The organism is Croceibacterium segetis (genome assembly GCF_011320115.1).
Lineage (GTDB): Bacteria > Pseudomonadota > Alphaproteobacteria > Sphingomonadales > Sphingomonadaceae > Croceibacterium_B > Croceibacterium_B segetis.
Genome location: NZ_JAANOZ010000002.1, coordinates 157,817 through 178,514, shown reverse-complemented (window position 1 = coordinate 178,514; position 20,698 = coordinate 157,817). Strand labels below are relative to the sequence as shown.

24 protein-coding genes and 2 tRNA genes are annotated in these 20,698 nt (G+C 66.0%); 14 read left to right on the top strand and 12 right to left on the bottom strand.

Going from position 1 to position 20,698, the window contains the following annotated elements:
- Positions 1-18: 18 nt before the first annotated feature.
- On the bottom strand, positions 19-1,542 hold the full coding sequence (locus tag G7B69_RS02700) for an FISUMP domain-containing protein (protein ID WP_166175833.1): 1,524 nt from the start codon (positions 1,540-1,542) through the stop codon (positions 19-21).
- 64 nt (positions 1,543-1,606) lie between these two features.
- Here G7B69_RS02700 and G7B69_RS02695 point away from each other — a divergent pair, with 64 nt between their 5' ends.
- A complete protein-coding gene (locus G7B69_RS02695) occupies positions 1,607-2,119 on the top strand; it encodes a 2'-5' RNA ligase family protein (RefSeq protein ID WP_166175831.1) in 513 nt (170 codons plus the stop codon).
- Between the two features lie 42 nt (positions 2,120-2,161).
- Positions 2,162-2,238 (top strand) — tRNA-Met (locus G7B69_RS02690).
- Positions 2,239-2,251: 13 nt separating this feature from the next.
- On the opposite strand, the gene G7B69_RS02685 is transcribed toward G7B69_RS02690, so the two are convergent.
- The 3 genes from G7B69_RS02685 to G7B69_RS02675 form a co-directional block, all read right to left on the bottom strand.
- A complete protein-coding gene (locus G7B69_RS02685; protein ID WP_166175829.1) occupies positions 2,252-2,695 on the bottom strand; it encodes a response regulator in 444 nt (147 codons plus the stop codon).
- Positions 2,696-2,782: 87 nt separating this feature from the next.
- The gene (locus G7B69_RS02680; RefSeq protein WP_166175827.1) at positions 2,783-3,211 is read right to left on the bottom strand and encodes an MAPEG family protein; all 429 of its coding nucleotides are present in this window, start codon (positions 3,209-3,211) and stop codon (positions 2,783-2,785) included.
- A 69-nt stretch (positions 3,212-3,280) separates the two neighbouring features.
- A complete protein-coding gene (locus G7B69_RS02675) occupies positions 3,281-4,258 on the bottom strand; it encodes a threonine ammonia-lyase (protein WP_166175825.1) in 978 nt (325 codons plus the stop codon).
- Positions 4,259-4,372: 114 nt separating this feature from the next.
- On the opposite strand from G7B69_RS02675, the gene G7B69_RS02670 reads away from it, so the two are divergent.
- Together G7B69_RS02670 and G7B69_RS02665 are read left to right on the top strand one after the other, a co-directional pair.
- Complete coding sequence (locus tag G7B69_RS02670; protein ID WP_166175823.1) at positions 4,373-5,425, top strand: 1,9-bis(guanidino)-5-aza-nonane synthase; 1,053 nt, start codon at positions 4,373-4,375, stop codon at positions 5,423-5,425.
- 160 nt (positions 5,426-5,585) lie between these two features.
- A complete protein-coding gene (locus tag G7B69_RS02665) occupies positions 5,586-6,788 on the top strand; it encodes a type III PLP-dependent enzyme (protein WP_166175821.1) in 1,203 nt (400 codons plus the stop codon).
- A gap of 402 nt (positions 6,789-7,190) precedes the next feature.
- On the opposite strand, the gene G7B69_RS02660 is transcribed toward G7B69_RS02665, so the two are convergent.
- The 4 genes from G7B69_RS02660 to G7B69_RS02645 form a co-directional block, all read right to left on the bottom strand.
- Complete coding sequence (locus tag G7B69_RS02660; RefSeq protein ID WP_166175819.1) at positions 7,191-8,600, bottom strand: peptide MFS transporter; 1,410 nt, start codon at positions 8,598-8,600, stop codon at positions 7,191-7,193.
- An 88-nt stretch (positions 8,601-8,688) separates the two neighbouring features.
- Positions 8,689-9,129: a hypothetical protein gene (locus G7B69_RS02655; protein ID WP_166175817.1), complete on the bottom strand. Its 441-nt coding sequence runs from the start codon at positions 9,127-9,129 to the stop codon at positions 8,689-8,691.
- A gap of 27 nt (positions 9,130-9,156) precedes the next feature.
- The gene (aroB, locus tag G7B69_RS02650; RefSeq protein ID WP_166175815.1) at positions 9,157-10,266 is read right to left on the bottom strand and encodes a 3-dehydroquinate synthase; all 1,110 of its coding nucleotides are present in this window, start codon (positions 10,264-10,266) and stop codon (positions 9,157-9,159) included.
- Positions 10,257-10,826 (bottom strand): shikimate kinase, encoded by a 570-nt coding sequence (locus G7B69_RS02645; RefSeq protein ID WP_207785933.1) that lies wholly within the window; start codon positions 10,824-10,826, stop codon positions 10,257-10,259. Before G7B69_RS02645 ends, aroB begins: the two co-directional genes overlap by 10 nt.
- 48 nt (positions 10,827-10,874) lie before the next feature.
- On the opposite strand from G7B69_RS02645, the gene G7B69_RS16910 reads away from it, so the two are divergent.
- The 4 genes from G7B69_RS16910 to G7B69_RS02630 are packed head-to-tail and all read left to right on the top strand — an operon-like array spanning position 10,875 to position 14,675.
- Positions 10,875-11,009, top strand: coding sequence for a hypothetical protein (locus tag G7B69_RS16910; protein WP_279323136.1), 135 nt, complete (start codon positions 10,875-10,877; stop codon positions 11,007-11,009).
- The gene (locus G7B69_RS02640; RefSeq protein WP_166175813.1) at positions 11,006-12,808 is read left to right on the top strand and encodes a hypothetical protein; all 1,803 of its coding nucleotides are present in this window, start codon (positions 11,006-11,008) and stop codon (positions 12,806-12,808) included. Before G7B69_RS16910 ends, G7B69_RS02640 begins: the two co-directional genes overlap by 4 nt.
- Positions 12,809-12,812: 4 nt before the next feature.
- The gene (locus G7B69_RS02635; protein WP_166176193.1) at positions 12,813-13,691 is read left to right on the top strand and encodes a tyrosine recombinase; all 879 of its coding nucleotides are present in this window, start codon (positions 12,813-12,815) and stop codon (positions 13,689-13,691) included.
- Positions 13,692-13,700: 9 nt separating this feature from the next.
- Entirely contained in the window at positions 13,701-14,675 is a 975-nt protein-coding gene (locus tag G7B69_RS02630) for an acetyl-CoA carboxylase carboxyltransferase subunit alpha (protein ID WP_166175811.1), read from the top strand.
- 93 nt (positions 14,676-14,768) lie between these two features.
- Here G7B69_RS02630 and G7B69_RS02625 read toward each other — a convergent pair whose 3' ends face one another.
- Both G7B69_RS02625 and G7B69_RS02620 read right to left on the bottom strand, forming a co-directional pair.
- Positions 14,769-14,948, bottom strand: coding sequence for a Flp family type IVb pilin (locus G7B69_RS02625; protein ID WP_166175809.1), 180 nt, complete (start codon positions 14,946-14,948; stop codon positions 14,769-14,771).
- 135 nt (positions 14,949-15,083) lie between these two features.
- Positions 15,084-15,272: a Flp family type IVb pilin gene (locus G7B69_RS02620; RefSeq protein ID WP_341479162.1), complete on the bottom strand. Its 189-nt coding sequence runs from the start codon at positions 15,270-15,272 to the stop codon at positions 15,084-15,086.
- 108 nt (positions 15,273-15,380) lie between these two features.
- Here G7B69_RS02620 and G7B69_RS02615 point away from each other — a divergent pair, with 108 nt between their 5' ends.
- Entirely contained in the window at positions 15,381-15,794 is a 414-nt protein-coding gene (locus G7B69_RS02615) for a (deoxy)nucleoside triphosphate pyrophosphohydrolase (RefSeq protein ID WP_243415014.1), read from the top strand.
- Positions 15,794-15,870, top strand: a tRNA-Arg gene (locus G7B69_RS02610). The genes G7B69_RS02615 and G7B69_RS02610 overlap by 1 nt, the downstream gene beginning before the upstream one ends.
- 17 nt (positions 15,871-15,887) lie before the next feature.
- Here the strand turns inward: G7B69_RS02610 and G7B69_RS02605 are convergent.
- Together G7B69_RS02605 and G7B69_RS02600 are read right to left on the bottom strand one after the other, a co-directional pair.
- Entirely contained in the window at positions 15,888-16,967 is a 1,080-nt protein-coding gene (locus G7B69_RS02605) for a phosphatase PAP2 family protein (RefSeq protein WP_166175805.1), read from the bottom strand.
- 115 nt (positions 16,968-17,082) lie between these two features.
- The gene (locus G7B69_RS02600; RefSeq protein WP_243414999.1) at positions 17,083-17,466 is read right to left on the bottom strand and encodes a metallopeptidase family protein; all 384 of its coding nucleotides are present in this window, start codon (positions 17,464-17,466) and stop codon (positions 17,083-17,085) included.
- Between the two features lie 124 nt (positions 17,467-17,590).
- Here G7B69_RS02600 and G7B69_RS02595 point away from each other — a divergent pair, with 124 nt between their 5' ends.
- The 4 genes from G7B69_RS02595 (at position 17,591) to G7B69_RS02580 (ending at position 20,660) form a co-directional block, all read left to right on the top strand.
- On the top strand, positions 17,591-18,082 hold the full coding sequence (locus tag G7B69_RS02595; RefSeq protein WP_166175801.1) for a hemerythrin domain-containing protein: 492 nt from the start codon (positions 17,591-17,593) through the stop codon (positions 18,080-18,082).
- An 86-nt stretch (positions 18,083-18,168) separates the two neighbouring features.
- Positions 18,169-18,777, top strand: a complete 609-nt coding sequence (folE, locus tag G7B69_RS02590; RefSeq protein WP_166175799.1) for a GTP cyclohydrolase I FolE — start codon at positions 18,169-18,171, stop codon at positions 18,775-18,777.
- 22 nt (positions 18,778-18,799) lie between these two features.
- On the top strand, positions 18,800-20,092 hold the full coding sequence (locus G7B69_RS02585; RefSeq protein ID WP_166175797.1) for a UDP-N-acetylglucosamine 1-carboxyvinyltransferase: 1,293 nt from the start codon (positions 18,800-18,802) through the stop codon (positions 20,090-20,092).
- Between the two features lie 112 nt (positions 20,093-20,204).
- Entirely contained in the window at positions 20,205-20,660 is a 456-nt protein-coding gene (locus tag G7B69_RS02580) for a ferritin-like domain-containing protein (RefSeq protein ID WP_166175795.1), read from the top strand.
- Positions 20,661-20,698 lie beyond the last annotated feature (38 nt).

The window sequence follows — 20,698 nt, the reverse complement described above, 5'->3', positions numbered from 1 at the left end:
CACCCGCGAGTGATTCGGCTACTTGGCGGGCGCGGCGCAGGCGCTCTTGTCCCCGGCCTTGCAGGCGGCCACCTTGCGCTCCCATTCAGCCATCGCGGCGCGATAGCGTTCATCGTTCTCACGGATCGTCCGCTGACGCTCGGCCTCGGCCGCGGCGTTCTCGCGGATGATCCGCTCGCGCTCGGCGAGGGCGGCCTCATAGGCCGCCTTGTCGGCCGCCGCCTTGCGGATCGAGGCTTCGTTCGCGGCCACCTGCCTCGCCGCAAAATCGGCCATTTCCTTGTTCGCCTTCGTGCGCTCCTCGACTGCCTGGCGTTCCGCCTCCGGCGTCTCGGCCTTGGCCTGTTCCCGACCGACCGCTTCCGCCCCGGCGCGTTCCGCTGTCTTGTCGGTGGCACTGGGCGCCGGCGCGGCCTCGACGGCGGGCTGCCTGGCTGAGGGCACGGCGACCGGAGCCTTTGGCGGCTTGGCGGTAGCTGCGCGCGGCGATGCCGTCGTGAGCGGAACCGGACCCTGGTCCTGGCTGCTGCCCGTCAACTCGCTCGAATAGGGATCGCGAATGAGGCGCACCGAAAGGCCGTCGTACGCGCTTCGCGTTCCCCCGGCCACGGCCTCGTCGCCGCTCTTGTACGCCGAAACCCGCATGAACAGGAGGTATTCGCCCTGCGTCCCGGTCGCCCACAAGGCAGCATAGCTGCGCTCGGGATGATCCTTCTTCCATTCTTCGCTGAAGCTGGCCCCGGCCGGAAGGATGTCCATTCCGCTGGGGTCGTTCACCGGAATCGACCAGTCGGCCCACACTCCGGGCTTGCGCAGCCGCCGCCCCGCCGCGGCGGCCCCTCCCAGCCCGTCGATGAGCCTTTGCCATTCGGCGACGCTGGGAATGTGCCAGCCGGCCGGCGCCAGCCCGCGCGGATCCTGGATGGCGGCGCCGTTGTAGAAGAGCCCGTTGCGCGCGCACCACTCGGCGCTGGGGCAGAGGTAGGCCGGGCTCTTGTCCGCAACGAACGACTTGAAGTCGGTCGCCGCGCGGAGAGGATCGCCGTTGCGGAAGCGGGTAACGGAGAGATTGTCGCGCGACCACTCGATCCCGGCCAGCTTGACCGTGCGCATGTTGCTGTCGCGGTAAATGGTCGCGAGCGGCTTGGCCGCCTTCTCGTTGCAGGCCCATCCGTAGTTGCTGGCAACTTTGGTGCCGCTGTACTTGGCCGCCTCGCGCTGGGCGATGGCATCGGCCTGCTCGCGCGTTTTCGCGACGCCCCAGCCATAGGCGTTGCCGTCGCCTTCAGGCAGGCTGCGATAGGCACCGCAGCCGTTGCCCGACCAGACCAGGACGATCGTCGGCTCGCCGCCTCGGTCGACGACTTCCTTCCGCGCCCGCTCTTCGGCTTCGGCGCGGGTCGCAAAGTCGTGAGCGAAGCCGTAGATGTACCCTTTGCTGCGGTCGATGGCCAAGGCGCCGATCTGCTGCGCGCTCGCCGCGGCCGGAATTGTCGCGAGCACAAGCGCGGCCGCCGCGAACAGCCAATTCGTGCATTTCATGTGACTGAGCCCCATCCAATGGTCGGGAAAATGCAATGGAGCTAGCGGATTGGCAAGAAGAGTCGTGAGCGGTCGCGCGCCGCAGATCGTCACCGCCGAGCTGCCGGCCGATCTTCGAGCCTTGGCCGAGCGGCTGCGGCAGGCTCATTATCCGGCGGACCGCAACCAGGTCGCGGCGCACGTCACGCTGTTCCGGGCGGTGCCGCCATCGTGCGAGGAGGAATTGCATGATGCCCTGGGCGCCGCCGCGCGCCAGCATGCTCCGATCGCGGCGCATCTCGTGGGGGCGATGTCGCTCGGGACGGGAACCGCGCTCAGGATCGACAGCCCGGCGATGCTGGCGCTGCGCGCGGAGCTCGCCGGGCGGTTCCACGGCCTCCTGACACCCCAGGAACTGTCCGAACCCCGCCTCCACGTCACGGTGCAGAACAAGATGCCCGAAAAGGAAGCGAAGGCGCTCCAGGAAGAGCTCGCGCGCACGCTCGAGCCGCGCGATTTCCGCTTCGCTGGCCTCGCGCTGCATCGCTATCTTGACGGGCCGTGGGAGACGATCAATCGCTGGAGCTTTCGCGGTTGACCGGGCAAGGGGTGCATCTTACATGCCCGCCCTGCCTCATGGGGCGGAGTAGCTCAGCCGGTTAGAGCAGCGGAATCATAATCCGCGTGTCGGGGGTTCGAGTCCCTCCTCCGCTACCAACCTCCAGCAAGATCAGGCGAGCGAACGCAGGCGCGGCGCGGCATCGCCGTTGCCGACGACCAGTGGCTCGTCGCGCTCGCCCAGCGCGCGTTTGCCGTGGGCATCGAGTGCATGATCGACCTTCCACGCGAGGAAGCCTGGGTCGAACGGCTTGCGGATGTCGTCGAGCACGGCATGGCCGACGTCGCCAGGGGCGACCGCGGAATCGGTAGTCAGCAGGATTATCGGCAGCTCGGCCACGCCGGTAATGCGTCGCAGCTTGTGTGGCAGGGTGCCGCCGTCGGCGCCGGGGATCGCCTGGTCGAGCAGGATCAGTTCGGGGACGCGCCAGCGCAGCAGCGCGATCGCCTCTTCGGCACTCGCCACGCAGCCGCAGGCATGCCCTGCGGCGGTGAGCACGTCGGACGCGCGGGTGGCGTACGCCTGGCTGGCGTCGACGATCAGGATGAATGCCACCGTCAGGTCCCTCCGCGGCGATTGCGATCGGACCCGCGATAGCGCTGCCGGGCTGCCGCCGGCTAAACCCCCGCTAGGGAAATGCCCCTAGAACACGGCAATCGCCGCGTGGATGACGAGGGCGATCAGCACCAGGCTCGACAAGACGAACACGATGAATCGCGCCATCACCTTGTTGATCGTCGCCTGCACCAGCGAGTGGACAATCCGCAGCGCCAAGTAGGCCCAGCCGAGCTGTGCATTGAGTCCGTCGCCCTGGCCGGTGATCGCCAGGACGAGGGCCACGGCGTAGAACACCGTCGGCGCTTCGTGCAGGTGGTTGTAATTGTGCGCTTTCCACTGGACTTGCGGCGGCAGGAGCTTGTCGAGCCGGGCATCCGGATCGCGCGCGAGGCTGTCGGGATCGACCTTGGCCGCGTTCATCGCCGGGATGCGGGTGGCGTACATCCACAGCCACATCACCATCGTCCACGCCGCGAGCGCGACGACCGGCTGCAGGATATCCATTCCGACCATGCTCGTTTTCCTCCCCCCGAAGACCCGGCGGGGAGACTGCGCAGCGAGGGTTAGATTGTCAATTGAAACCTAATTGTCGGATGCGAGCACCTTGGCGAAGGTCGCCGGGTCCACGTTGCCGCCGCTGAGGATGATCGCAGTACGTCCGTCGAGGGCAACCTTTCCCGCGAGCGCCGCCGCCAGCGCCGCGGCTCCCCCGGGCTCGATGACGAGGCGCAGGCGTGAAAAGGCGAACCGCTGCGCGGCGCGGACTTCGGCTTCCGACACCGCGAGTCCCTTGGGCACGCGCGCCTTGAGCACTGCGAAGTTGACCGGCCGTGTCGCCAGCGTCTGCAGCGCGTCGCAGGCGGTCGGTGGGGGGTTGGGTTCGACCGCGACGATTTCGCCGGCCTCGAGGCTGCGACGAACGTCGTCCCAGCCCTCGGGCTCGACCGGCACGATTTCCGCGTCGGGGCAGGCGAGGGCGAGCCCGGCGGTCAGCCCGCCGCCGCCGCAGGGGCAGACGATCCGCGTCGGCGCGCCGCCGGCGCGCTCGGCCACCTGCGCGGCAATCTCGATCCCGCTGCTGCCCTGGCCTTCGATCACCCAAGGGTCGGCATAAGCATGGACCAGCGTCGCGCCGCTCTCCTCGACGAGCGCCGCGGCGACGGCGTCGCGGTCCTCGCCGGCACGATCGTAGAGCACGATGTCGGCACCGAGCTCGCGCGTCCGGTCGAGCTTCACCGCCGGCGCATCGCTCGGCATGACGATGGTCGCTGCGATCCCCAGCTCGCGGGCCGCCCACGCGACGCCTTGCGCATGATTGCCGCTCGAAACGCCGACCACGCCGCGCGCGCGCTCCTCGTCCGAAAAGTCGGTCAGCCGGTGCCAGGCGCCGCGGATCTTGAACGCGCCGACCGGCTGCAGGCTCTCGGCCTTGGCCCACACCGTCACCCCGCCGATCTCGACCCGCAGCAGCGGCGTCGGCGGCAGGATGGCGGCGACTTTCTCCGCCGCGCGCAGCACGCCCTCGCGCGTCGGCGCTCGCATCGCTATGGGGTCCGTCATGGCCGCGCCACGTGGCATATTTACGCGCGGCCCTCCAGCGTCTAACCGCCGCGCCCTTCACGGGAACCCGCGCGCGAAAGCGCCCGTTGCCCGATCGAGCCGAAGGATTCCGAGATGAACGACACCAAGATCAACGACACGCGCAAGGCCGAGCTGCTTTCGACCACCGTCGAGCACATCGACATTCGCCAGTTCGACGCGCGCCCGCTGATCGACGCGATGGGCAAGATGAGCTTCACCAGCCGCGACCTTGCCCGCGCCACGCGCATCTACAACCAGATGCTCGAGGACAAGGATTGCACGATCTTCTTGGTGATCGCCGGCTCGACCAGCGCAGCGGGCTGCATGGATCTCTATGCCGAGCTGATTCGCTCCAACATGGTCGATTGCGTGGTCGCCACCGGGGCGACGATCGTCGACATGGATTTCTTCGAAGGTCTTGGCCACAAACACTACCAAGCGCTTGAAATCCCTGACGACGACACGCTGCGCTCGCTCTACATCGACCGCATCTACGACACCTATATCGATGAGGAGCAGCTGCAGGACTGCGACTTCACGATCAACAAGATCGCCAACGAGCTCGAGCCCAAGGCCTACTCCAGCCGCGCGTTCATCCGCGAGATGGGCAGGTTCCTCGTCGAGCACGGCAAGAAGGACAATTCCCTCGTCAAGCTTGCCTACGAGCATGACGTGCCGATCTTCTGCCCGGCGTTCGTCGACAGCTCGGCCGGGTTCGGGCTGGTCAAGCACCAGGTCGACCGGATGAAGGAAGGCAAGCCCTACCTGATGATCGACGCCGTGGCCGATTTCCGCGAGCTGACCCAGATCAAGATCGAGAGCGGCGATTCGGGCCTGCTGATGGTCGGCGGCGGGGTGCCCAAGAACTTCATCCAGGACACGGTGGTGTGTGCCGAGATCCTCGGCCACGAGGACGTCGCGGTGCACAAGTACGCGGTGCAGATCACCGTCGCCGACGTGCGCGACGGCGCCTGCTCGTCCTCGACGCTGCAGGAGGCCGCCAGCTGGGGCAAGGTCAACACCGGCATCGAGCAGATGGTCTTCGCCGAGGCCGGCAGCGTGATGCCGCTCCTCGCCAGCGACGCCTACCACCGCGAGGCGTGGAAGACGCGCACGCCGAGGCGCTGGGCGAAGCTGTTCGAGTGAGGCTTGGGCCCCAACTCGACTTACCCACAGCCACGCCCGTTTCGCGCGTTTTCACTTGCAGTTCAGGGGAAGCGGAATATATGCGCCGTCCGCTGCCCCATGGGGACTTCCAAACCGCAAGGCAGCTTATCGCTAACGACTGTTTTGGGGGTCCCTTGAGTTGCACAGCTATCCCGACGCATCGACTGTAGCCCGCGCCTTCGCGCCGGATCAGCCGGTTATCCTCAATCGCCCGCACGCCGCTGCGCGCGCCGCCCGATTCTTCGCCGAGAAGTTTCCGGGCAAGTCGATGTATGCGGTGAAGGCGAATCCCTCGCCTGACCTGCTGCAGGTGCTGTGGGATTCCGGGATTACCCACTTCGACGTCGCATCGATCGCCGAGGTGCGGCTGGTGCGCTCGCTGCTGGCGGACGCCACCCTGTGCTTCATGCATCCGGTCAAGACCCGCAACGCGGTCGCCGAAGCCTATCACCAGCACGGTGTGCGCACGTTCAGCCTCGATTCGCACGAGGAACTCGCCAAGATCGTCGAGGCCACCGCGGCTGAAGACGGCACGCCCGCGAGCGACCTCAACCTCCTCGTGCGGCTGCGCGTTTCGTCGGAATATTCCGAGTATTCGCTTGCCTCGAAGTTCGGCGTCGATCTCGCCGATGCCGCCCCGTTGCTGCAGGCCACTCGCCAGCATTGCGACGCGCTCGGCATTGCCTTCCACGTCGGCAGCCAGGCGATGACCCCGTTCGCTTACGTCCAGGCGCTCGAACGCGTCCGCGCGGCGATCGCCGAGGCGGCGGTGACGGTCGACATCGTCGACGTCGGTGGTGGATTCCCGAGCAGCTACCCCGGCATGGAGCCGCCGCCGCTGGAGGACTTCTTCGCCCTGATCGCCCGCCATTTCGAAGCGCTGCCGATCTCGTACTCGGCCGAGCTGTGGTGCGAGCCCGGCCGGGCGCTGTGCGCCGAATACAGCAGCCTGATCGTCAAGGTCGAGAAGCGGCGCGGCGACGAACTCTACATCAACGACGGCTCGTACGGCTCGCTGTTCGACGCCGCGCACATCGATTGGCGTTTCCCGGTCATGGCCCTCGAGGACGACCTCACCCAGCCGCTCGCCGAGTTCTCGTTCTACGGCCCGACTTGCGACGACGGCGACTTCATGAAGGGCCCCTTCATGCTGCCGGCGGACATCCAGGCGGGCGACTATATCGAGATCGGCATGATCGGCGCTTACGGCGCGGCCATGAAGACCGGCTTCAACGGCTTCGGCGAAGCGATCGCGGTGACAGTGGAGGACGAGCCGATGGCCAGCCTCTACACCGGCCGCGCCGACCACCGCGTCAGCGACAACGTCGTCACGCTGCGGTAACGGCCGCCGCCTCAACGGCGACCAGACCCATCAGGGTCGCCACGTCCGCTTTCCCCCGGCCGAGGTCGGCGTGCAGAAGTTTCGGCTCTACCGGTACTGAGTTCTCTCCGCGCCGCGAGACTTCACGGTCAGGACGATTGTTGGAAATCCAGCGCGATTTCCGCTTTCCTACAAGGCTCCGGGCACGCCATGCTGGCCGCCGTTCTTTCCAATCGTCGATTCTTGTCGAACGTGCCAATGGCCGCGCGGGGTTCGCGTGCGGACAGATGCCCAGCTTTCGTGCGGTTCAAATAGGAAAAGTGTCACCCTGCGCAGGCGACGAAAATATTATTAAATACAATGCTTTGATCGATTCCAGCAGGGTGACACTTTGCCGATGTGTCACCCTGTTGGAAACTCCGGCTAGGCCGCGATCACCTCCGCGCGGTCGCTGTCGTCGAACCGGTGCGACAGGAACAGCTTGAACAGCACGAAGGCGACCAGCCCGACCACCGCCGCGCCGACGTGGACCAGCCAGAACTGCGGGGTGGGCATCGTCGAGTACCAGCCGCCGACCTCGCCGACGACCTTGTTGGCGATGAAGAATGCCAGGTAGTAGATGCCGACCGAGGTCGCCGTCAGCTTGCGCGGGGCGATCTTGGTCACCAGCGCCAGGCTCACCGGCAGCACGTGGCCGAAGCCCATCGAGTTGAAGAAGTGAAAGAGGACCGGCCAGAACAGGCCGATCTTGCCCCCGCCTTGCGTGATCGCCGCCATGTACAGGCACAGGGCGCCGACGATGGTGAACAGGCTGCCGATGATCAGCTTGCCGAGCTCGTCCGGCTCCCACCGGCCGGTGTCGCCCCAATATTTCCAGAACCAGGTGATGCCGACGAGGGTGACGAAGCTGAACGCCGAATCGAGCGTGATCATCCAGCTCGTCGGCACTTTCATGCCTGCGAAGGTGAGGTCGAACTGCTGGTCGGCCCAAACGAGGTAGGCGTTGAAGATCTCCTGGTTGGGCAGCAGCGAGACGGCGAGTGCGGGGACGAGTAGCACCAGCGCGGCGATCCGCGCGCCGTCGCCCTTTTCGAAACTGCTGACCCTGTCCGCCTTGGCCACGACCGGCAGGTCGCGCTTGTCCGCCGGCAGGTAGGGTCTGGCCTTGAGGTAGATCAGCAGGCCGATCACCATGACCACCCCGGCGCAGCCGAAGCCGTAGTGCCAGCCGACATTCTCGCCGAGCGTGCCGGAAATCAGCGGAGCGACGATCACGCTGACCTGGATGGCGATATAGAAGATCTGGAAGGCCATCGCCCGGCGCAAGTCGTTGGGGCCGTAAAGCTCGCCCACCTGGCTGGCGATGTTGCCCTTGAACAGGCCGACGCCGACGATCAGGCAGACCAGGGCGAACAGGAACGCCGGCTGGATTGCCATCAGGAAGTGGCCCAGCGACATGATAAGTGCGCCCGCGACCAGCGCCCCGCGCCGCCCGAGCCACTTGTCGGCGATGATCCCGCCAAGGATCGGGGTGAGGTAGACCAGCGAGGTGTAATTGCCGAAGATGTCCGAAGCGAGCGGCTGGCCGGTCTTGCCGCCGGCGAGGTGCTGCTGGACCCAGCCGAGACCCCAGACCGAGCTGAAATGCTCGGGCAGAAGCAGGTAGTTGACCATGTAGAGGGTCAGCAAAGTCTGCATCGAGTAGTAGCTGAAGCGCTCGCAGCCTTCGACGACGGCTAGATAGCCGAGGCCCTTGGGCTGGCCGAGGAAGGCGCGGTCGTGCGGGTCCGTGATGACGTTGAGTTGCTCGGGCTCGGCTTCGGCTACGGTCATTCGGCGGTCCTCTCCATTAGTTTCCCGCGCAACGATTAACGCGCAAGGAAAGCGGAGTCTCGCCTAAACTCAGTGGGGTGAGAGCGAGTTAGAACAGCTCTTCAATTTTGGTGTCGTAGCTGAATGTCCAGGCCGCCCAACCATCGGGCAGCTTTGCTGCGATGAAAGTCCAGCGCGTAAGCGCCTTCTGATGCTGGCAAAGGTAGGTTCGCTTGGCGACCAGTTGATCCCGTTCTTCTTCCTTGAGCAGATCGCAACGAACAGCCGGCCCATACTTGGCCAGGCCCTCGTCGACCTTTTCCGCCAAAGCCTTGATTGTGGCGTCGTCGAAGGCCCCCAATTTGTTGGTCTTCAGATATGTGGCCACCGCCGCGCCCGTCGAGTTTCCTTTCAGGCTTGCGATGACGGGGCTGATCAACGCGTCGACCGCCTGTTCGTCAGCCGCTTGCAATCCTGCTGTTTGCGCCGCCGCTGGCATTGCGAATGCAACGACGAGCGGAATGGAAATAGCCCCGACCAATCTTTTCACGCCAAGCCCCCTTAAGGCACTCAATCTTCAATGTGCACGCAGTTCCTCATCAAGGAACGTCGCAATGTCGTCGAGCGCAACCTCCTTGTCGAGGAAAGCCTGGCCGATCGCCGCGAGGAGCACGAACGGCAGCGTGCCCGCGTCCATCTTCTTGTCGTGCAGCATGTGCCCGGCAAGCTTGCGGCCGTCAGCTTCGATGCCGAGCGCGGCGATCTCGCTCGGCAGCCCGGCGGCGTCGAGCGCGGCGGTCACCCGCTCGGCATGCTCGTCGGAAATGTACCCGCGCCGCGCCGAGTAGCGCGCCGCCAGCGCCATGCCCAGCGCCACCGCCTCGCCGTGCAGCAGGCGGTCGGAAAAGCCGGTCTCGGCCTCGAGGGCATGGCCGAAGGTGTGGCCGAGGTTGAGCAGGGCGCGGGCGCCGGTCGTCTCGCGCTCGTCCTCGGCGACGATCCGCGCCTTGGCCTTGACGCTCTCGGTGACGGCGTACTCCTGCACGGTCCGATCGCCGGCGAGGACCGCGGGACCGTTGCGCTCGCACCACTCGAAAAACGCCGCATCGCCGAGAATGCCGTACTTGATCACCTCGGCGTATCCGGCGCGCATCTCGCGTGGGGGCAAGGTGGTGAGGGTGTCGAGATCGGCGAGCACGAGCGAGGGCTGGTGGAACGCGCCAATCAGGTTCTTGCCGGCGCCGGTGTTGATCGCGGTCTTGCCGCCGACCGAGCTGTCGACCTGGGCGAGCAGGGTCGTCGGCAGCTGGATGAAACCGCAGCCGCGCTTGAGGATCGCCGCGGCAAAGCCGGTCAGGTCGCCGATCACGCCGCCGCCGAGTGCGATGACGTGGTCGCCGCGCTCGACTTCCTCGGCCAGTAGCCAGTCCGTGACGTGCGCCAGGCCCTGCCAGCTCTTCGCGCCTTCGCCGGGGTCGAGCACCAGCCAGCGCGGTTCCTTGCCGGCGGCGAGCAATGCCGCTTCGACCGGCTCGCGCCAGTGCCGCGCGACGTTGGCGTCGGTGACGATCGGCACGCGCTCCTTGCGCAGCAGCTTGCCGGCTTGCGCCGGAAGGTCCGCCAGCAAGCCGCTGCCGACGCGCACCTGATAGGAGCGCCCGGCGAGTTCGACGGGGATTACAGCCATTTGTCGAGCTCCTGCACGATCCGGGTCACCGTGTCGCCATGCGGGCCGCCACTGCTCGAGACGTGGATCGGCGCCTTGGCATAAGCCGATTCGCGCTCGGCCTTGAGGCGCGTAACGATCTCACGCGGATCGCCATCGCGCAGCAGCGGCCGGGTGTCCTTGCGCCTGACCCGGTCGAGCAACGTGTCGACGTCGGCGTCGAGCCACACGGCGACGCCGCGCTCGAGGATCAGCTCGCGCGTGTCGTCCTGCACGAACGCGCCGCCGCCAGTAGCGATAACCGCTGGGCCGCCGTCGATCAGCCGGGCGATCACCCGCCGCTCGCCGTCGCGGAAATAGGGTTCGCCGAAGCGTTCGAAGATCTCGCTCACGGTCATCTGCGCGGCCTCCTCGATCGCATCGTCGGCGTCGCAGAAGTTGAGATGCAGCAATGCTGCCAGCTTGCGGCCGACGGTGCTCTTGCCGACGCCCATCATTCCGACCAGCACGATCGGCCGGTCGAGCCGCTCGACCAGCCGCCGAATTTCGGCGTCGCTCAGGCTCGGTGCATCGATGGTCATTGCCGCCAGCGCTATAGTTGGGCTACGCGACCGCGCAAGGATTGCCGGATGGGACGCAAACGGATCTTGACCGTACTCGCCGTTTTGATCGTGGCCGTGCTCGCCTTCGCGTGGATCGACGGCGGGCGCGAGCAGCAGCGGATGATCGAGCAGCCGGTGCCGCTGCCGGAGGGCGCCCGGTGAAGCGCCAATGGTGGCTGGCCGGGACCGTGCTGGCGGTCAGCTCGACGCTGGCGCTGGCGGCGCCCGAATCGTTGCTCCCGCCGGGGTTCGACAATCCGACGCCGACGCCGACACCGCGCGCCACCGCCGCGCCCGCGTCGTCGGCCGCGCCCGGGCCGTCCGCGCAGCCGTTGCCGGGTGCGCCCGCGGCACCGGGAAGCCCCGAGGCCGCGTTGCCGGCCAATCTGCCGCCGGTCGAAGTTCTCGAGAAAATGGACCCGGACCAGCTCGACGAGCTGTTCGGGCTCAAGCCGAAGTACGACATCCCGCCCGGGGCCCAGCGCTCGCTGGAAAAGGTCGGCGTGATCGGTCTTGCCGAAGGCGGCTTCCCGAGCCGCGCTCTGGCCGGGCAGCCCGCATCGCTGATCTACGCCGCGCTCGCCGGCACCAAGGGACCGCTCGTCTCGCGCTGGGGACACATTCTGCTGCGCCGCGCCCTCGCCAGCCGGCTGGACGCGCCGCAGGGGATGGACCCCGTGCGGTTCGCCGCGCTGCGCGCTCAGGTGCTCGATCGGATCGGCGAAGGCGCCGCGGCGCGCGCGCTGGTGCAGGACGTCGATTCGGCGAACTACGATCCGGCGCTCGCGGCGGCGGCGTTCGACGCTTATCTCCAGACCGGCGATATCGTCGGCATCTGCCCAGTCGCGCAATTGAAGGGCGACCTGCTCGCCACGCCCGAATGGCAGATGACGCGATCGATCTGCGCGGCGTTCGGCGGCGAATCGCGGCGCGCCGAGCAGGAGCTCGACCGCGCCCTGTCGCGCGGTATCGCCCCCCGGATCGACGTCTTGCTCGCGCAGCGCTTCGCCGGTGCCGCGGGCGAGGGCCGGCAGGCGGTGACAATCGAGTGGAACGACGTCAACGAAATGACCCCGTGGCGGCTCGCGCTGACCCGAGCGCTCGGCATCGAGATACCCGACCGTCTGCACGGCGACCCTGGGTCGGTGCTGTTCCGCAGCGACGTGTTCTATCCCGCGGCGCCGCTCGCCCGACGCGCCGCCGCGGCCGACCGCGCCGCGCGCGACGGCGTGCTGTCTTCGGCGGCCATGGTCGACCTCTACTCGCAGCTGTGGGCCGATACGGACGTCGCCGACGACGACAAGGACCAGGCCGGGCAACTTCGGGAAGCCTATGTCGCCAACGATCCGCAGGCCCGCCTCTCCGCGATGCAGTCGCTGTGGGGCGGAACGCCCGACTATGGGCGCCAGGTGCTTACCGCTTATGCCGCCGCGCGGCTTCCGGTCGACAAGAAGCTGGCGAACGATGCCGCGTCGATCATCGCCTCGATGCTCGCCGCCGGGCTCGACCGCAATGCGGTGCCCTGGAGCCGGGTAGTCGACGAAGGCAGCCTCGCTTGGGCGCTGTTGGCTGTTGCACAGCCGCAGCGGCAGGGCGCGGTGCCTGGTAGCGCGGTCGAGAGCTTCATCGGCGACGACAACAGCCCGGAACAACGCAAGTCGCGCTTCCTGCTGGCCGGGCTCGCCGGCCTGGGACGGCTCGACCGAGGAGACCTGAACGGCCTCGCGGGGCGGCTCGGCATCAACTTCAACGGGCAGACGAAGTGGACTCAGGCGATCGACCTCGCCGGTCAGTATCGCAACCCCGCGCTCGTCTCGCTCCTCGCCGGGCTCGGCATGCAGGGCAGCGGATGGGATAAGATGACCGCGCGGCATCTGTTCCATATCGTTCGTGCGCTCGATCAGGCCGGGCTCAACGCCGAGGCTCGCATGATCGCCGCCGAAGCGGTGGCGCGGGGCTGATCCGATCAGCGCGGCGGTCGACGCCTTCCTCGCCATGCTTGCCGCCGAGCGAGGCGCTGCAGCGAATACGTTGATGGCTTACCGGCGCGACCTGGAAGGCGCCGAGGAGACGCTTGGAGAGCTGGCGACGGCAAGCCGGGAAAGCCTGGCGAGGCTGGGCAACCGTTGGGCGGACCTCGCGCCCTCGACCGTTGCACGGAAGGCATCCGCCTTGCGGCAGTTCTACGGTTTTTTGCTCGACGAGGGACAACGGCAGGACGACCCTTCGTCGGCGTTGCCGCGGCCGGCGACCCGGCGTCCATTGCCGAAGATCCTCTCGCACGCGGATGTCGAAGCGCTGTTCGCCCGCGCCGAGCTCGAGGCGGATAGCGAGCGCCCCTCGGCGCTGCGGCTGCTGGCGCTGCTCGAGCTGCTCTACGGCTCGGGCTTGCGGGCCACCGAGCTTGTTTCGCTCCCCCTCTCCGCCGTGCCGCGTGATGCGCCTTTCCTGACGATCACCGGCAAGGGCGGGCAGCAGCGCATGGTCCCGGTTTCGGGCCGGGCGCGGCAGGCGCTCTCGCGTTGGCTCGAGCTTCGGCCCGCGGGCGGCAAGTTCCTGTTCCCGTCGCGCGACAAGTATCTTAGCCGCGTACGCCTGTTCCAGCTCCTGAAGGAACTCGCCGCGCGCGCCGGGCTCGATCCGGCGAAACTCAGCCCGCACGTATTGCGCCACGCTTTCGCCACGCACCTGCTCGAAGGCGGCGCCGACTTGCGCGTGCTGCAGACGCTGCTCGGTCACGCCGACATCGCCACCACGCAAATTTACACGCACGTCGACGCGGCGCGACTGGTCGCGCTTGTCAACGAGCGCCATCCCCTTGCCGAACGGCGTCGGTCGGACTAGCGCCGCGCGATGATTTCCTATCTCGAATTCGAGAAGCCGGTCGCGGCGCTCGAAGCGCGCATCGCCGAACTCAAGGCGGCTTCGGGTGGCGGCGAAGTCGACATTTCCGCCGAGCTCAAGCGACTCGAAGCCAAGAGCGCCGATCTTCTCGCCAGCACTTACGCCGCGCTCACCCCGTGGCAGAAGACCCAAGTCGCGCGCCACCCGATGCGGCCGCACTTCACCGACTATGTCGAGTTGATGTTCGACGAGTTCGTGCCGCTCGGGGGTGACCGGCTGTTCGGCGAGGATGAAGCGATTCTCGGCGGATTCGCTACCTTCCGCGGACGCAAGATCATGCTGATCGGACACGAGAAGGGCAACGACACGCAAAGCCGCATCAAGCACAACTTCGGGATGGGCAAGCCGGAGGGCTATCGCAAGGCGATCCGGTTGATGGAAATGGCCGGGCGTTTTGGCCTGCCGGTGGTGACGCTGGTCGACACCTCGGGCGCATTCCCCGGCGTCGAGGCGGAGGAGCGCGGCCAGGCCGAAGCAATTGCCCGATCGACCGAAGCTTGCCTGGCCCTTCCGACGCCAATGGTCGCCACGATCGTCGGCGAGGGCGGCTCGGGCGGCGCGGTGGCGCTGGCGAGCGCTGAACGCGTGCTGATGCTCGAGCACGCGATCTATTCGGTGATTTCGCCAGAAGGCTGTGCCTCGATTCTCTGGCGTACGGCCGAGAAGGCCCCGCAAGCGGCCGAGGCGATGAAGGTCACCGCGCAGGATCTTGCGGAGCTCGGGGTGATCGACCGTATCGTCAAGGAACCCGTCGGCGGGGCCCATCGCGATCCGGCTGCCGCGGCCAGGGCGCTAGGCGATGCCTTGGCCGACGAGCTGGATTCACTGTCCGGCAAGACGGCCAAGCAGCTGCGGCGCTTGCGCGAGGATCACTTCCTTGGGGTCGGCGATCGGCGGCGCACGAGAGGAAAGCGTCGCACGTAGAAGGTTTCGAACGATCGGAACAGGTTAGCCGAGCGAACAAAGAAAAAGGGCGGCGAATTGCTTCGCCGCCCTCCTTGCAACTTTTGCGGCAGCTTAGGCTGCGGCGTTGGCGCTCGACAGCTGGCCCGAGACCGTGCTGAAGGTCGTCGAGAGCTGAGTGCCCAGACCCTGCATGGCGGTGATCGCGGCAACGGCGATCAGGGCGGCAATCAGGCCGTATTCGATGGCGGTGGCGCCAGCTTCGTCACGAAGCAGGTTTTTGAAAAACTTCATGGTCAGTCTCCTGGTTTCATCTTCGGTACCCGGCTCGACCCCCTGTCTTCGTCGGATCAAGCTATTACGGGACTAGAACGGATGTGTTGAAAATTCCCTAACTCGCCTGGCTTGGGTTTCCCCGTAGTCGAAGGCTCAGGCGCCAGCCATCGCCGTCACCGAGGTGCTCGAAACGCGGTTCATCATTTGGGTGACTTCGAGGCCGAATACCTGAACGGCTCCAATTATGGCGAGGAACACCAGCGCCAGGATGAGCCCGTATTCAATCGCGGTTGCGCCGCGAACATCGGCCGCCAATTCTCGAAAGATCATCATCAATTTCATGGCTTCCGATCCCCCGATCTTGGTGCCAGTGAACCGATCTGACAGCGCAGCGTTAAGAAATCGTTCAAAGGCGGGGACGGCTTGGAAAGGAATCCGACACGATTGCTGGTGGTTGCCGGGCTCATACGTGACCGGCGCGCACGGCTGCTGTTGCAACAGGCACTCCCGGGCAAGCCGCACGCGGGGCAATGGGAATTCCCCGGAGGAAAGGTGGAAAGCGACGAAAATCCGCGCTTTGCGCTACGCCGCGAAATTGCCGAGGAGCTTGGATTGACGCTTTACGAAGGCGCAATGATTCCAGCGGGCTTTGCCGATACAAGCGGGGGACGAAACGGACCGGCGATTGTTCTGGTTCTTTACGATTGCCCCGAATGGAGCGGCGAGCCGCAATCGCGTGAAGGCCAGGCGTGGGGGTGGTTCATGCCGGATGAAGCCGCCGCGCTGCCGCTGGCGGATATCGACCGGACGCTGCTCGAAGGGATTGCCAAGCTCCGGACGTCCCCCTATGTGGCGCCCTCCTAGCGCCCGTAGCTCAGCTGGATAGAGCACCAGACTACGAATCTGGGGGCCGGAGGTTCGAATCCTTCCGGGCGCGCCATTACACGACATGGATGCCTACGCGGCAGCGGGCTCCGCGCTCGCCGGACCAGCGGCCATCGCGCCAAATCGCGAACCTCCCGTCACCCATCGCGCCAGCGGCTTGGCCAACATCCACAGCGACAGAGTGGCGATGGCCGCCATATAGCCGTCGACCGCATAATGCGCGGCGAGGTGCACCGTGGCGACTTGGATCGTCGCAAAAAAGGCAAAGCCGCCGATTCTCGCAAGCTTCGACACGGGCGCGATGGCGAGCGCGAACAGCAGCGCCATTGCGACATGCATCGATGGCATCGCCGAAATCCCGGCGCCGAGACCGTGATCGGCATGGATCTGGGCGTTGAGAATGAAGCTTTCCGCTTTCAGGATCAGGACAGGGTAATGCTCATTCGCCGCATTGAGGTAAGCCATCTGGGCGTCGAAGGTGTGTATGCCCATCAGCGGGCCGACGAAGCACGGGCCGACCGAGGCGAACGCGATCGCCAGGCACACGCCGCAGACCGTCCAGGTGGCGAAGTAGCTGATGAAATATCGCGCGCGCCGCTCGGCGTCGCGGGACAGGAAGCAGAAGTAGATGCTTCCCGAGTAGATCAGGAAGAACCACAAGACATAAGCCACCGACAGCAAAGATGTGACGATCGGATAGCCGAGCAACGGTTGCAGGAGCCGCCACGCGTCGGTTCCATGGATGACCCTGTCGAGCGCGATCCACGTTGGATCCCAGGAATACGACGTAAAGCGTGCGATCGCGCTCTTGAGCGCGGAGAATGCAGGCATGAAGACGATCAGCGCCGTCAGCATCGGCAACCCGCGAGCAAAGCGGCGTGCCCACCCGCCGCTTGCCACCAGCGAGGCGATGAAGCGGATCGGGCTGTCGGGCCGGACGCGATAGAGCATTGTGCCGACGACCCACAGCGCCATCAGCGCAAGCCCAAGCAGGTAAAGCAGCAGGTTGGCGGCGTATGACGACACTTGCAGTCCGTCGACGCCTTTTGCGGCGAGCATCAGGACGAGAGCGGACCATACGCCGCCGGCGCCGGCCAGAATCGGCCAGTCGATGGCAATCCCTTCGCGAATTCCGGATAGAAACGCTCGCACCGCAAGATCCCCTGGCCGGTCCGGCGATCGGCTCCGACGCCACGGAGCTAACTGCAAAATCCTAAGAATCTTGAAAGTCACACAGCGGAGCCGCGTAGTGCGTTTGTGGTTCGCTCTAGAAGTCCTCGCCGTCCTCGAGCCGATGCATCGTCTCATCGGTGAACCCGAAATGATGTCCGATTTCGTGGACCACAACGTGAGTGATCAGTTCGGCGAGCTGCTCGCCGGTCGTGCGCCACTCGTGCAGAAGCGGCTGACGGAACAACGTGACGATAGCCGGCATCTCGGCGGCGTCCCAGATCGATCGTTCCGACAACGGGCGGCCTTCGTAGAGACCGCTGAGCTCCCATTTGTCATCGAGACCGACCGCGGAGAGCTGTTCGGACGTGGCGAACTCTTCGACCCGCACGACGACATCGGCCAGATGACCGCGGAAGCGAGGTGGGAGCGCGTTCAGCGCCGCGCGGGCCATTGCCTCCATCTCTCCGCTCTCGGGCATAGCGTCACGCGATCCTGTCATGTCGACGATATGGGCCTTTGCCCGCGCCCCGCCAACATCCGAGCGGCGGAACCGCGGCGTTGTTCGCCTGTTCAAGTCATGAAAGCGCGAACAGGAGCACGACATGACATCCAGTCTCGACATCTTCGGGCGGCTCATCATGGATCATGAACTTCATCGTGACCTGCTCGACGCGCTTGGCGAAACCCAGGGCGAGAGCGAGGAACGCGCCGAATTGTTCGAGCGGCTCACCAGAGAGATCAAGAGCCACGCCGCGGCCGAGGAGCAGGCGCTCTATTCGACGATGATGCGCAAGCCCGAGACTACCGACGAGACACGTCATTCGGTCGCCGAGCACCAGGAAATCCAGGAGCTGCTCAACGATCTCGCGGCTACACCGATGTCCTCGGGCGCGTGGATGACCAAGTTCAGGGCGCTGCGTGATCGTTATCTCCATCACATCGACGAGGAGGAGAGCGAGAATTTCCACGATTACGCGCGCTATCTCACCGAGGAAGACGAGCAGCACATGCGGGCGGTGTTCGACCGCCGCAAACAGGCGGAGCGCGCTGAGGCGGAGGTCACGCCGGAACGGCTCGAGGAAGCGAAAGCCTAGCATCGCGCCCGGGCGTGGTCTTTTCCGTTTTGCCAGCCTATTAGCCCGCGCGAGAGCGCGATGGCAGACGAAACGGAAATGCGCCGATGAGCAGCCTGGTAGGTCCCGACGAAGACGATCCGCGCGGCAAGCCGCCGGTACCCGACGAAGTGCAGGAGGCGATCCGCACCCTGATCCGCTGGGCGGGCGATGATCCGACTCGCGAAGGCCTGGTCGACACGCCCTCGCGCGTGGCGCGCGCGTGGAAGGAATACTGCCTCGGTTACACCGAAGACCCGGCAATCCACCTCAGCCGTGTGTTCGAGGAAGTCGGCGGATACGACGAGATCGTGCTGCTCAAGGACATCCCGTTCCAGAGCCATTGCGAACACCACATGGCGCCGATCATCGGCAAGGCGGCGATCGCCTACCTGCCGACCGACCATGTCGTCGGAATTTCGAAGCTCGCCCGCGTACTCCACGGCTATGCCAGGCGGCTGCAGATCCAAGAAAAGCTCACGGCGGAGGTTGCCCAATGCATCTGGGACAACCTCAAGCCGCGTGGGGTTGCGGTGGTGATCGACGCGAGCCATGCATGCATGACGGCGCGAGGCGTGCGCACGCCGGGCGTTACGATGATCACCAGCCGGGTCATGGGCATCTTCCGCAGCGACCAGCGCAGCCGTGAGGAAGTGCTGAAGTTGATGGGTTACTGAGGGACATTCGGGACATGACGATATGAGTTCGCTGCTGGTGCGCGGCGGCCGTCCGCTGACGGGACAAATCGAGCCGTCGGCGAACAAGAACGCGGTGCTGCCGGTGCTGTGCGCCACGCTGCTGACCGACGCTCCGGTCCGGCTGCGCAACGTGCCCGAGATCACCGACGTCGAGCGGATCGTGCGCTTCTTCGGCGAGCTCGGCTCGACGGTCGACTGGGACCGCGCTGACAAGGTCCTGACGATCGACCATTCGACGATTCCCCCCGGCGCGCGGGCGACGCTGCCGCAGGCCATGCGCGCGTCGATCATGATGATTCCGGGGCTGCTCGAGCGTCTCGGCGAGGCGCGGCTCGAGCACGAGGTCAAGGGCTGTACCCTCGGCGCCCGCGAGATCGACCCCCACGTCGAGGTGTTCCGCGCGTTCGGCGCCGAAGTCAGCCAGTCGGGCCACGAGATCGTCTTCCGCGTCACCGGCAAGGGCCAGGCCGCGAGGATGTGGCTCGAATACGCCTCGGTCACGACGACCGAGAATTTCATCCTCAGCGCGCTGACCGTCAAGGGAACCTCGCAGATCGTCAACGCCGCGTGCGAGCCGCACGTGCAGGAGATGTGCGACTTTCTGCAGGCGTGCGGTGCGACGATCATCGGCAAGGGCACCTCGATGGTCTCGATCGAGGGCGGGACCAAGCTCGGCGGCACCGACTACACCTTCAACGACGATTTCCATGAGATCGCGACGTTCCTCGCGCTATCAGCGGTCACCGGCGGCGACATTTCGGTGCGCAACGGCTGTCCCGAGCACTTCGACCTGATCGACCGCACCTTCGGCAAGTTCGGCGCCGACGTCGAGCATGCGAACGGCTGGTCGCGCCTGGCCGCGCCTGAACGGCTCAAGGTGCGTGAGAACTTCACCTCCCACCTGATCACCAAGGTCGAGGCCGCCCCCTGGCCTTACATTCCGGCCGACTTGCTGCCGATCTTCATCGCTCTTGGCGTCAAGGCCGAGGGCCAGACGATGTTCTGGAACAAGGTCTACGAGGGCGGCCTGACCTGGCACACCGAACTGAGCCTGTTCGGCGGCCATACCCTGCTGTGCGATCCGCACCGCCTGATCACCTTCGGCGGCGAGGAACTGGCGCCGGCGACGGTCACCAGCCCGTACATCATCCGCGTGGCGATCGCGCTGCTGATGGTCGCGAGCTCGATCGAAGGCGAATCGACCATCCTCGACGCCGATCCGATCCGCCGCGCGCACCCCAATTTCGTCGACAATTTCGTCGCGCTGGGCGCCGACGTGCAATGGATGGACTGAGCCTGCGCGCCTAGGCCCGTCCACGGTGCGGCTGGTCGGGTTGACGGCCAACCGACGGAACGGGACAAGGGCTGGCGCGCTTGGTGGACACATTCCATCAAGGAGGCCATTCATGGACAATTCGCACGACACCACTGTTCTCAATACGCTTATCGCCACCACGCTCGACAGCATGAAGGGTTATCGGGAGTCGGCGGAAGCCAGCGAAAACTCCACGCACCAGCAGTTCTTCAACCAGATGGCGGAGGAGCGCAGCCAGGTCGCAGCCGACCTGCAGGCGCATGTCCGTTCGCTGGGCGGGGACCCCGAAACCGAAAGCTCGACCGCCGGCGCCGCCCATCGCGGCTGGGTCAATCTCAAGTCGGCGATCACCGGGCGCGACGAGCAGGCGATCGTCAACGAAGTCGAGCGCGGCGAGGATTACATCAAGGAGAAGTTCGAGGCCGCGATGAAGGACGACGAGCTGTCGCCGGAGAGCCGTGGCTTGCTCGAGAAGTCGTTCGCCTCGATCCGCAAGGGGCACGACCGCGCGAGCCAGATGAAACACGGCATGGCGCACGCCGACTAAGCCGCCGATCCCACATGAAACGGGGCCGTCTCCCGGGA

Coding starts and splice junctions, on each gene's coding strand:
- aroB (WP_166175815.1), bottom strand. CDS start 10,266: ATGGCTGTAATCCCCGTCGAACTCGCCGGGCGCTCCTATCAGGTGCGC.
- G7B69_RS02620 (WP_341479162.1), bottom strand. CDS start 15,272: ATGAAATTGATGATGATCTTTCGAGAATTGGCGGCCGATGTTCGCGGC.
- G7B69_RS02580 (WP_166175795.1), top strand. CDS start 20,205: ATGGACAATTCGCACGACACCACTGTTCTCAATACGCTTATCGCCACC.
- folE (WP_166175799.1), top strand. CDS start 18,169: ATGAGCAGCCTGGTAGGTCCCGACGAAGACGATCCGCGCGGCAAGCCG.
- G7B69_RS16910 (WP_279323136.1), top strand. CDS start 10,875: ATGGGACGCAAACGGATCTTGACCGTACTCGCCGTTTTGATCGTGGCC.
- G7B69_RS02675 (WP_166175825.1), bottom strand. CDS start 4,258: ATGACGGACCCCATAGCGATGCGAGCGCCGACGCGCGAGGGCGTGCTG.
- G7B69_RS02585 (WP_166175797.1), top strand. CDS start 18,800: ATGAGTTCGCTGCTGGTGCGCGGCGGCCGTCCGCTGACGGGACAAATC.
- G7B69_RS02625 (WP_166175809.1), bottom strand. CDS start 14,948: ATGAAGTTTTTCAAAAACCTGCTTCGTGACGAAGCTGGCGCCACCGCC.
- G7B69_RS02660 (WP_166175819.1), bottom strand. CDS start 8,600: ATGACCGTAGCCGAAGCCGAGCCCGAGCAACTCAACGTCATCACGGAC.
- G7B69_RS02700 (WP_166175833.1), bottom strand. CDS start 1,542: ATGAAATGCACGAATTGGCTGTTCGCGGCGGCCGCGCTTGTGCTCGCG.
- G7B69_RS02600 (WP_243414999.1), bottom strand. CDS start 17,466: ATGCCCGAGAGCGGAGAGATGGAGGCAATGGCCCGCGCGGCGCTGAAC.
- G7B69_RS02595 (WP_166175801.1), top strand. CDS start 17,591: ATGACATCCAGTCTCGACATCTTCGGGCGGCTCATCATGGATCATGAA.
- G7B69_RS02630 (WP_166175811.1), top strand. CDS start 13,701: ATGATTTCCTATCTCGAATTCGAGAAGCCGGTCGCGGCGCTCGAAGCG.
- G7B69_RS02680 (WP_166175827.1), bottom strand. CDS start 3,211: ATGGTCGGAATGGATATCCTGCAGCCGGTCGTCGCGCTCGCGGCGTGG.
- G7B69_RS02645 (WP_207785933.1), bottom strand. CDS start 10,826: ATGACCATCGATGCACCGAGCCTGAGCGACGCCGAAATTCGGCGGCTG.
- G7B69_RS02670 (WP_166175823.1), top strand. CDS start 4,373: ATGAACGACACCAAGATCAACGACACGCGCAAGGCCGAGCTGCTTTCG.